The organism is Dactylosporangium siamense, assembly GCF_016862795.1.
Taxonomy (GTDB): Bacteria; Actinomycetota; Actinomycetes; order Mycobacteriales; family Micromonosporaceae; genus Dactylosporangium; species Dactylosporangium siamense.
This window is the reverse complement of sequence record NZ_BONQ01000097.1, coordinates 1-10,695: the sequence shown is the minus strand read 5'-3', so window position 1 is coordinate 10,695 and position 10,695 is coordinate 1. Positions and strand designations below refer to the sequence as shown.

Here is a 10,695-nt window from a genome sequence, read left to right as displayed (position 1 = left end):
TCGTCGTCGGCGCGCCGCTCGTCGACGGGCGCGCGGTGCCCACCGGCCGGCGCTTCCCGGGCCGGGGAGTCCCATGCCGACGGCGCACCGCCGGGCCCGGTGACCGGCCCGGTGTGAGGAACGGCACCGGAACCCGCACCGGGCCCGACACCGGGAACAGCCGAACGACCGGTGCCCGGCACCGGCGGACGGCCGGCGGGTGCGGCACCCGCGCCTCTCGCCCCGGGGTCGCCCCCGGGCGCGGACGGGCGGCCGGTGCCGGACGCGGCCCCCGGCACCGTGGTGCGACCGGCGGCCGGCGCGGCACCGGAAGCGGCCGCACCGGGAACAGCCGAACGACCGGTGCCGGGTCCGGCACCGGCGCCGCGGCCCATGAGGTCGCCGCCCGGGACGGACGCGCGCCCTCCGGAGGGCGCGCCACCGGGCGCGGCGGCCCGGCCGGCCGGCGGCACGGACCCGGCCGGCGATGCGGTGCCCGCGGCGGGCACCGGGCCGGTCGACGGCTCGCGGCGCCCCACGGGGTCGGCCTGCGGCTGCCACGGGCTGGTGTCGGGCGCACCGCGGCGCCCGGTCGGCGGGGGCGGCTCGGGGGCGGCTCGGCGACCGGTGGACTGGGACGTCTCCGGCTGCCACGGCGACTCCGGGACGCTGCCCCGGCCGCGGGTGGGTACCCCACCGGACGGCGACTCGCGCTCCGCCTCACCGCGGCCCGCGACCCGCCCCTCACGCCAGCCGGGAGCCGGTTCGGCGGCGCGACGCCCACCGGCGGGAACGGCACCCGACGGCGACTCACGGTCGGCCGCGGCGCGGCGGCCGCCCGCGGGGATACCGCCGGACGGCGACTCGCGCTCCGCCTCGCCACGGTTCGCGGCCCGGCCACCGGACCAGGCGGTGGTCGGCTCGGCGGCGCGACGACCGCCCGCGGGCACACCACCGGACGGCGACTCGCGCTCCGGCTCGCTCCTGCCGGCGGCGGGCCGTCCGGCCTGCCACGTCCCGCTCGCCGGCGCCTCCCGCTCCGCGGGACCACGGCGGCCCGACGCGGGGACACCACCCGACGGCGACTCGGCAGGACCACGGCGGCCGGACGCGGGGATGCCACCCGACGGCGACTCGGCAGGACCACGGCGGCCGGACGCGGGGATGCCACCCGACGGGGACTCGCGCGGGGCGGGCCAGTTCTGGGTCGGCTCGGCCGGGCGCGGCGGGTCGGCGCGGCGGCGCGGGTCCGCCGGCGGCTGGTCCAGCACGTCGCGGTCGCCGGGGCGGGGGGCGGTCGTCGGCTGCTGAAGGACGTCCTCGTCGCCTCGGGCGTTGCGGAGTTCGGCGAGCCAGCCGAGGTCCTCGTCGCTCGGGCCTTCTTCGGCCTTGCCGCGGCCACGCCGCTTCTTGGCCTCGTCTCGACCCGATGTCACCGGTGCCGCTCCTCCACCATGCTGGTCGCGCCGTCGTCCGCAGGTCCGGCTGCTGGCTCTGCGGTCCCCCGCACGATACGCCGCAGTTTCGGCAATCGTTCCGCCACAGCGCGCTCAGCGCCATGGCCCGTAGGGCGGTAGTACTCCCGGTCGTCGAGCCCTTCCGGCGCGTACCGTTGCGGGACAACACCTCGGACGTCGTCGTGGGGGTATTTGTACCCTTTGCCGTGGCCGAGCTTGGATGCACCGCTGTAATGCGAATCGCGTAAATGCGCGGGAACTGCACCACCGTGTCCGGCGTGGACGTCGGACATCGCGGCGCCGATCGCGGCGACGACCGCGTTGGACTTCGGGGCGAGCGCCAGGTGGATCACCGCCTGGGCGAGGACGATCTGGACCTCGGGCAGCCCGACGAACTGCACGGCGTGCGCGGCGGCCGTCGCGGTCTGCAGCGCGGTCGGGTCGGCCATGCCGATGTCCTCGCTGGCGTGCACGATGAGGCGCCGCGCGATGAACCGGGCGTCCTCCCCCGCGACCAGCATCCGCGCCAGGTAGTGCAGGGCGGCGTCGACGTCCGAGCCGCGGATGCTCTTGATGAACGCGCTGGTGACGTCGTAGTGCTCGTCGCCGTCCCGGTCGTAGCGCAGCGCGGCCACGTCGATGGCCTGCTCGGCGGTGGCCAGGTCGACCTGGGTGGCCCCTTGCGCGAGCGCCGCGCCCGCGGCCGCCTCCAGGGCCGTGAGGGCCTTCCTGACGTCGCCGTCGGCGAGGCGGACCAGGTGTGCCTCCGCGTCGGGTGCGAGCGTCACCGTGCCGTCGAGCCCGCGGGCGTCCGCCACGGCGCGGCGCACGAGGGCGCGCACGTCGTCGTCGGTCAGCGGTTTCAGCGTGAGGTGCACGCAGCGCGACAGCAGCGGCTTGATGACGGAGAAGAACGGGTTCTCGGTGGTGGCGGCGAGCAGCGTGATGGTGCGGTCCTCGACGGCGGCGAGGAGCGAGTCCTGCTGGGTCTTGCTGAAGCGGTGCACCTCGTCGATGAACAGCACGGTCGGTGACCCGCCCCGGCGCCGTTCCTTGCGGGCCACGTCGATGACCGTGCGCACGTCCTTGACCCCGGCGCTGAGCGCGGACAGGGCCACGAACTTGCGGTCGCCGGCACCGGCGACCAGGTGGGCGACCGTCGTCTTGCCGCAGCCGGGCGGCCCGGAGAGGATCACCGACATCGGTGAGACACCGGTGACCAGCTGCCGCAGCGGTGAGCCGGCGACGAGCAGGCGCTCCTGCCCGACGAGCTCGTCCAGGGTCCGCGGGCGCATCCGCACCGCCAGGGGCGCGTCGGAGGCGACGTCGTCGAAACCACCGGGGAGCGCGGGGTCCGCGCCGCCGCCCGGTGGGTGCACCTCAAACAAGCCGTCCACGGCCCCAGACCCTACCTGTTTGCGCTGCGAAAGACCTTGGTCAGACGGTACGGAGAGTGAGGCCCAGAAGTTTCACTGCCGCCGACGAGTCGAGCACGACCCGGCCGGGACGGCGCAAACCGCTCGCCGCAAGGGTGGACGCGGGCACAGCGGCGGGGTCGAGGCCGTGCCGGGCCGCGACCCGGACGCCCAGTTCGTGGCGGGACAGGGCCTCGGGACCGGCGACGTTGAGCACGCCCGCATAGTCGGTCGCGGCCAGGGCGACCAGGGCCGCGGCCAGGTCGTCGACGGCGATCGGGCAGCGGATCTCGTCGGTGAACAAGGCGGCGCCCGGCGCCAGGTCGAGGCAGGTGCGCTCGTGCCGGGACAGTTCGCCGCGGCCGCCGGAGACGATCAGCGACGTGCGGACCAGGGCGGCGCCCGGGTCGACGGCGGCGACGGCTTCTTCGGCGGCGGCCTTCGCGGCGCCGTAGTCGAACACCGGCGACGGCACGTCCGCCTCCGTGTACGGTGCGTCACGACCCGCGAAGATCGCGTCGGAGGAGACGTGGACGAGCCGCGCGCCGACGGAACGGGCGGCGACGGCGACGTTCGCGGCGCCGGCCGCCACGACCGGCCACAGGTCCTCGGATGAGCCACCCTTGTTGCCGAGGGTGGTGGCGGTATGGATGACGGTCGCTGGCCGTACCACCGCGAACAACGCTGTCAGCGCGCCCAGGTCCCTGATGTCCACCCTGGGGGCCGGCACCGCCGCGCACCGGGCGGCGACGGCGCCTCCGAGATATCCGGAGGCGCCGGTCACGAGCACCGTCAAGCCTTGGCCCCTGATTCCGAGGCCGTCTTGGGTTTGCCGTCGACGCCGGCCTCGGCGCGCTGCTGCGCGGTGATCGGGGTCGGGGCGCCGGTCAGCGGGTCGAAGCCGCCGCCGGTCTTCGGGAACGCGATCACCTCGCGGATCGAGTCGGCGCCGGACAGCAGCATGCAGATGCGGTCCCAGCCGAAGGCGATGCCGGCGTGCGGCGGCGGGCCGTACTTGAACGCCTCGAGCAGGAAGCCGAACTTGTCCGCGGCGTCCTCGGCGCCGATGCCGAGGATGTCGAAGACGCGCCGCTGCACGTCGCCGCGGTGGATACGGACCGAGCCGCCGCCGATCTCGTTGCCGTTGCAGACGATGTCGTACGCGTAGGCGAGGGCCTCGCCCGGCGACTCCTCGAACCGGTCGATCCACTCGCGGTTCGGCGAGGTGAACGGGTGGTGCACGGCCGTCCAGCCCTTGGCGCCGCCGCCGGTGCCGCCGGCGTCGGGGTCGGTCGGCTCGAACATGGGCGCGTCGACGACCCAGCAGAACGACCACGCCGACTCGTCGACGAGCTTGGCCCGCTTCGCGATCTCGATGCGGGCCGCGCCGAGCAGCTCCTGCGCCTCGCGGCGTTCGGTGGACGCGGCGAAGAAGACCGCGTCGCCGGGCTTCGCGCCGACCGCGTCGGCGAGGCCGCCGAGGTGCTCGGCGGTGAGGTTCTTCGCGACGGGGCCCTTCGGCTCGCCGGTCTCGGCGTCGAGGACCACGTAGGCGAGGCCACGCGCGCCGCGCGCCTTCGCCCAGTCCTGCCAGCCGTCGAGCTCCTTGCGGGTCTGCGCGGCGCCGCCGGGCATGACGACCGCGCCGACGTAGCCCCCGGCGTCGATCGCGCCGGCGAAGACGCGGAACTCGGTGCCGCGCAGGTAGTCCGTCAGCTCGGTGAGCTCGACGGAGTAGCGCAGGTCGGGCTTGTCGGAGCCGTACCGGGCGAGGGCGTCGTGCCAGGTCAGCTTCGGGATGTCGGCGGTGATCTCGTGGCCGGCGAGGTCGGACCACAGGGCCCGCACGATCGCCTCGCCGAGCTCGATGATGTCGTCCTGGGTCACGAACGACATCTCGATGTCCAGCTGCGTGAACTCCGGCTGCCGGTCGGCGCGGAAGCCTTCGTCGCGGTAGCAGCGGGCGATCTGGTAGTACCGCTCCAGGCCGCCGACCATGAGCAGCTGCTTGAACAGCTGCGGCGACTGCGGCAGCGCATACCAGGTGCCGGGCTGCAGCCGGACCGGGACCAGGAAGTCGCGGGCGCCCTCGGGCGTGGAACGGGTCAGGGTCGGCGTCTCGACCTCGACGAAGTCCCGGTCCGCGAGGAGGTTCCGGGCGATCTGGTTGGCGCGTGAGCGCAGCTTCATCGCCTTGTGCGGGCCGGAGCGGCGCAGGTCGAGGTAGCGGTACCGGTAGCGCACGTCGTCGCTGGCGGCATCGCCGTCGTCGACGGGCAGCGGCAGCGGCGCGGCCTCCGACAGCACCTCGAGGGCGGTGGCGACGACCTCGACCGCGCCGGTCGGCAGGTCGGGGTTCTCGTTGCCGGCCGGCCGGGTGCGCACCTCGCCGGTGACGAGCACGCAGTACTCGTTGCGCAGCGCGTGCGCGACCTGCATGTCCTCGCGGAAGACGACCTGGACCACGCCGGAGGCGTCCCGGAGATCCACGAAGATCACGCCGCCGTGGTCGCGCCGGCGGGCCACCCAGCCGGCGAGCGTCACGGTCGTGCCGGCGTCGCCGGCCCGCAGGGCGCCGGACTGATGGGATCGGATCACGGGATGTCTCTCTCCTTCGAGGATGGGCAGGTCCGGTAACTCGCTCAGGTCATTCTGTCACCGCAGGGTCGGGGCGATGTCCTCGGCGGGGGGTGCCCACCCTTCGGCGTCGACCTGCTCCCCGCTGCGGATGTCCTTCACCTGGTCCGGGTTCTCCCCGTTGGCGGGGAACCAGACGAAGGGGATGCCCCGTCGCTCCGCGTGCCGGATCTGTTTGCCGAGTTTCGCAGGCGCGGGTGCCACCTCCGTCGCGATCCCCCGGGCGCGCAGCGAGGCGGCGATCCGGTTGCTGACCGCGCGTTCCTCCTCGCTCCACAACGCGACGAGGACGGCGGTCGGCACGGGCCGGGAGACGCTCAGCGCGTCGGCCTTGAACAGCAGGCCGAGCAGCCGGGACACGCCGATGGAGATGCCGACGCCGGGGAAGACGTCCTTGCCTGCGCTGGCGAGGTTGTCGTAGCGCCCGCCGGAGCAGATCGAGCCGAACTGCTCGAAGCCGGCGAGCTCGGTCTCGTAGACGGTGCCGGTGTAGTAGTCGAGGCCGCGGGCGATCTTCAGGGTCGCCCGGACCAGGCCGGGGCTGTGCTCGCGGGCGGTCTCGACCACCGCGGCGAGCTCGGCGACGCCCTCGTCGAGCAGCGGGTGCTCGACGCCGAGCTTGCGGACCTCGTCGACGAAGGACGCGTCCTGGGCCGAGATCCCGGCGAGCGCGAGGCAGGCGTCGGCCCGCGCCTCACCGTGCTTCTGGGCGATTTCGTCTTTTACGACGCTCGGACCTACTTTGTCCAATTTGTCGACTATTCTGAGAATTTCTTCCGGGTCTTCGATCCCGAGGCCCCGGTAGAACCCCTCACACAGCTTCCGGTTGTTCACCAGGATCGTGACCGGCGGGATCGGCAGCGCCCTGAGCGCGTCGCCGATGACCAGCGGGATCTCGGCCTCGTAGTGGGAGGGCAGGGTGTCACGGTCGACGATGTCGATGTCCGCCTGCAGGAACTCGCGATAGCGGCCCGCCGCCGGCCGCTCCCCCCGCCACACCTTCTGGATCTGGTACCGGCGGAACGGGAACTGCAGTTTGCCGGCGTTCTCAAGGACATACCGCGCGAACGGGACCGTCAGGTCGAAATGCAGGCCGAGGCTCAGCTCGTCGGCGTCGTCGTCGGTCGCCTGCAGGCGGCGCAGCGTGTAGACCTCCTTGGAGGTCTCCCCCTTGCGCAGCAGCTGGTCGAGGGGCTCGACCGCGCGCGTCTCCAGGGGCGAGAAGCCGTACAGCTCGAACGTGCGGCGCAGCCGGTCCAGGACCTGCTGCTCGGCCAGGCGCTGCTCGGGGAGCCACTCCGGGAACCCGGACAGCGGCGTGGGACGGGTCATCTGCTTCTACCAGCCTCGGTTTTGTGGCTTTTCGGACGCTTCGCGAAGGTACGGGTTGTACTGGCGCTCCCGGCCGATCGTGGTCCCCGGTCCGTGGCCGGGCAGCACGACGAGCTCGTCGGGGAGCGTCAGCACCTTGTCGCGCAGGCTGGCCCACATCTGCGGCATGCTGCCGCCGGGCAGGTCGGTGCGGCCGATCGAGTCCTTGAACAGCACGTCGCCGGTGAAGACCTCCTCGGCGCTGCGGAACATGACGGACCCGCGCGTATGGCCCGGCGCGTGGTCGACGATCAGCTCCAGCCCGGCTATCTTCAGGACCAGGCCGTCCTCCAGGGGCGCGACGTCCTCGGGCTCCGTCCAGGTCAGCCTGCCGCCGAACAACGACGTGAGGTCGGTGCTGAGACCCTTGGCCGGGTCGGCGAGCATCTCGCCGTCGTCCGGGTGGATGTAGGCCGTGATGCCGCGCGCGCCGCAGACCGGCGTGACGGAGAACGTGTGGTCCAGGTGGCCGTGCGTCAGCAGCACCGCGGCCGGCTGGAGCCGGTGCTCGGCGAGGAGCGCGTCGAGCCGGTCGACGACCCCGATCCCGGGGTCGATGACGACGCACTGCTCACCGGGTGCGGGGGCGACGACATAGCAGTTGGTCCCGAACGCTTCGGCGGGAAAGCCGGCGACGAGCAAGACGGCGCTCCTCCCTGTCTATTTCCGCGCAGAGATCCCTGTCAGACCACTCAGACCCTATCCGGAGGTCAGGCACAGCGAACCGTGACCGGGCGGCGACCACCATTCCGGTTTCTACCCGTACACTCTGGCGGGCGTGTGACGTGGCACCCAAACGTATTTTCCTGGAGGGGAGCACCGGTGGCTTCCAGTAAGAGCCGGCAACGCGCCTTGGCGCGGGCGAAGACCGAGCGGCAGATCGCCCGTCGGGCGGCAGCAGCACGGCGTCGTCGGCAATGGCAGGCCGGTATCGGCGGGGCGGTGGCACTCACCCTGCTGGTCCTGACCGTGATCTGGAAAACCGGGGGCTTCGACCCCGCGAAGATTCCGGCGGCCCAATGTTCGTGGACATCCATCGATCCCGGCGACGGCATCAAGGATGTCGGCAAACCGCGGACGAATGACGTCGTCACCAACGGCGTGAAGACGATGACCGTCGCCCTCACCCAGGGCACCGTGTCCGTCAAGCTCGACCCGAGCAAGGCGAAGTGCACGGTGGAGAGTTTCACGTACCTGGCGGGCAAGAAGTTCTTCGACGACACGAAGTGCCACCGGATGCTCAACAACTCGCTGCTGCAGTGCGGCGACCCGTCCGGCACCGGCAGCGGCGGCCCCTCGTACCGCTTCCCGGACGAGAACAACCCGCCGGCCAGCGTGCCGTCGGCCGACCCCTCGGCCGACCCGAGCGCCGCCGCCGGCGCGCCGGTGCTCTACCCGGCCGGCACCGTGGCGATGGCCAACTCCGGCGTCGACACCAACGGCAGCCAGTTCTTCCTGGTCTTCAAGGACATCCAGCTCCCGCCGAACTACACCGTCTTCGGCACGATCGTCGGCGGCATGGACGTCCTCACCAAGATCGGCGCGGACGGCACGAAGCCGGGTGCCGACGGCGCGGCGTCCAACGACGGCGAGCCGAAGACCGAAGTGAAGATCAGTTCGCTGACGGTGACCGACGTCGCCCCGCAGGAGGACCCGACGACCGCCCCGTCGGCGTCCACCTCGGCACCGGCGGCGTCCTCGTCCGCCTCGCCGGCCCCGTCGGCCTCCAGCAAGTCGTAAGTCCACCCCTCATCCCTGCTGAGCAAGGAGTACCAACCGTGACCTCCAACCGGGACCGCCAGCGCGCCGCAGCGCGTGCGCGGCTGGAGCGGGAGATGGCCGACCGCGCAGAGCGCTCAGCCAGCCGACGGCGCAGGAACACGACGATCGCCGCGACTGCCGGTGGGTTGGTGATCCTGCTCGGTGTGGCCTGGCTGGTGATCGTGCTCACCAAGGGTGACGACAAGGCGGCGCCCTCCGCCTCCGCGTCCGGCTCCGCGGCCCCGACCAACTGCACCTGGCTGCCGCTGGTCGACCCGTCGGCGTCGCCCGCGCCGGAGATCCCCAAGGAGGTGAAGGACGTCGGCACCCCGCCGACGTCCGGAGAGCCCCGCACCGGGTCTCAGACCATGACCATGGACACCAGCGTCGGCACCATCAAGATCAAGGTGGACACCGCCAACGCCCCGTGCGCGGCGGCCAGCTTCACCTACCTGGCCAGCAAGAAGTTCTTCGACGGCTCGAAGTGCCACCGCCTGGTGACCCAGAGCATCTACGTCCTGCAGTGCGGCGACCCGTCCGGCACCAGCCTCGGCGGCCCGACGTACCGCTACGCCGAGGAGAACCTGCCGACCGGCCGCCGCCCCGCGTACACCGAGGGCATGGTCGCGATCGCCAAGACGCAGAACCCGGCCAGCAGCGGCAGCCAGTTCTTCATCGTCTACAAGGACATCGAGTCCCTGGACGCGAACTACACGGTCCTCGGCCGTGTCACCGAGGGCCTCGACCTGGTCAAGAAGGTCGCCGAGGCCGGCACGGCCCCGGACCCCTCCGCCGACCCCGCAGCCGGCGGCGGCGACGGCGCCCCGAAGACCGAAGTGAAGATCAACGCACTGACGATGAGCGCCGCCAGCTGACGCTCCGATCCACCCGTTCCACCCGTTCCACCCGGAAGGGCCGCGGCACTCGCTCGTCGAGCCGCGGCCCTTCCGCCGTACCGTCCCCCAGCGCCTTCAACCACGGCAACCCGCCGCCGCGGGCCCCGGAGACGACGCCGGCACAGTCGGCATATTTTTCACAAACCAGACACCGGCCGCCCGCCCCCTTCCGGCCACCTGGCAACGCTCACCGAGGCAGAACCGCCCCAACACCGGCTCTGCCGTCGCCTCGACGATCTTGCTGCCGTGATCAAAGGGCCGCACCGGCCGCCCTGACGGCCCTCCACCCGACCCCGCGCGCCCGACGCGCGAACCGGCGCTGCCTAGGCCCGGATCAGCCGCTGCACCCCCTCGTTCCATGCCGGGAGCGGATCCTCCTGATGATCGAAGTCGCGGGCCGGCTGCCCGCACAACCCGTGCACGACTTCGATCACGCCCGACCGCCCGACCGCCCGATCGACGCGTGACCGCGCGGCAGGTGGCGGCCAGGCGTCGAACGCCGCGAACGGGTCACCATGCCAGCATCGGCGGAATGAGCCCCGCGCCGGAACGTCGCGCAGGTGTTCGCCAGAAAGCGCGAAGGGGTGGGGGCGGGTGGATGCCCCCTGCACTTCACGCTTTCACAGGAACACGGCGGCGGCTCGTGATCCAAGGCGCCACCGCGGCATCCGCCTGCCGCGCAGCCGCGTCGTCATCGAGGTCGCGAATCGGCCGTGCCGGCGACCACCGGACGACTTCGATCTGGCCGTGGGCGGGCATCACGACCGAGAACGTGGACCACAGGAAGGACGCAACACGGCCATACCCGGCCCGGCGCGAGCCCGCCACGGCACAACACGACCAGGCCCGACCATGGCTGATGCGCGGACCACAGGAACGACGCAACACGGCCATACCCGGCCCGGCCCGGCGCCAGCCCGCCACAGCACAACACGACCAGGCCCGACCGTCGCTGATGCGCGGACCACAGGAACGACGCAACACGGCCATACCCGGCCCGGCCCGGCCCGGCGCGAGCCCGCCACGGCACAACACGACCAGGCCCGACCATGGCTGATGCGTGGCCCGACGCAACACGGCCAGGCTCGGCGCCCGGCCCGAGCCCAACCCGGCCCGAGCCCAACCCGGCCCGAGCCCAACCCGGCCCGAGCCCAACCCGGCCCGAGCCCAACCCGGCCC

General features: G+C 72.7%; 7 protein-coding genes and 1 pseudogene. 2 read left to right on the top strand and 6 right to left on the bottom strand.

The window, feature by feature from the left end; all coding sequences use genetic code 11:
* From Dsi01nite_RS31615 to Dsi01nite_RS31590, 6 genes and pseudogenes are all read right to left on the bottom strand, one after another.
* Positions 1–1,415 (bottom strand): annotated as a pseudogene (locus Dsi01nite_RS31615) (hypothetical protein); the annotation flags it as partial.
* Positions 1,412–2,833, bottom strand: a complete 1,422-nt coding sequence (locus tag Dsi01nite_RS31610) for a replication-associated recombination protein A (RefSeq protein WP_308442119.1) — start codon at positions 2,831–2,833, stop codon at positions 1,412–1,414. The pseudogene Dsi01nite_RS31615 and the gene Dsi01nite_RS31610, both read right to left, overlap by 4 nt.
* A gap of 40 nt (positions 2,834–2,873) precedes the next feature.
* Positions 2,874–3,641 carry a sugar nucleotide-binding protein gene (locus tag Dsi01nite_RS31605; RefSeq protein WP_239136312.1) on the bottom strand — a complete coding sequence of 256 codons (768 nt, stop codon included), beginning with the start codon at positions 3,639–3,641 and terminating at the stop codon, positions 2,874–2,876.
* Between the two features lie 2 nt (positions 3,642–3,643).
* Entirely contained in the window at positions 3,644–5,449 is a 1,806-nt protein-coding gene (gene aspS, locus Dsi01nite_RS31600; RefSeq protein ID WP_203849972.1) for an aspartate--tRNA ligase, read from the bottom strand.
* A gap of 57 nt (positions 5,450–5,506) precedes the next feature.
* Positions 5,507–6,820: a histidine--tRNA ligase gene (gene hisS / locus Dsi01nite_RS31595; RefSeq protein ID WP_203849971.1), complete on the bottom strand. Its 1,314-nt coding sequence runs from the start codon at positions 6,818–6,820 to the stop codon at positions 5,507–5,509.
* 6 nt (positions 6,821–6,826) lie between these two features.
* Positions 6,827–7,501, bottom strand: coding sequence for an MBL fold metallo-hydrolase (locus tag Dsi01nite_RS31590; protein WP_203849970.1), 675 nt, complete (start codon positions 7,499–7,501; stop codon positions 6,827–6,829).
* Positions 7,502–7,681: 180 nt separating this feature from the next.
* On the opposite strand from Dsi01nite_RS31590, the gene Dsi01nite_RS31585 reads away from it, so the two are divergent.
* Entirely contained in the window at positions 7,682–8,599 is a 918-nt protein-coding gene (locus tag Dsi01nite_RS31585) for a peptidylprolyl isomerase (RefSeq protein ID WP_203849969.1), read from the top strand.
* A 38-nt stretch (positions 8,600–8,637) separates the two neighbouring features.
* Positions 8,638–9,495 carry a peptidylprolyl isomerase gene (locus Dsi01nite_RS31580; protein WP_203849968.1) on the top strand — a complete coding sequence of 286 codons (858 nt, stop codon included), beginning with the start codon at positions 8,638–8,640 and terminating at the stop codon, positions 9,493–9,495.
* Positions 9,496–10,695: the final 1,200 nt, after the last annotated feature.

Coding starts and splice junctions, on each gene's coding strand:
- hisS (WP_203849971.1), bottom strand. CDS start 6,820: ATGACCCGTCCCACGCCGCTGTCCGGGTTCCCGGAGTGGCTCCCCGAG.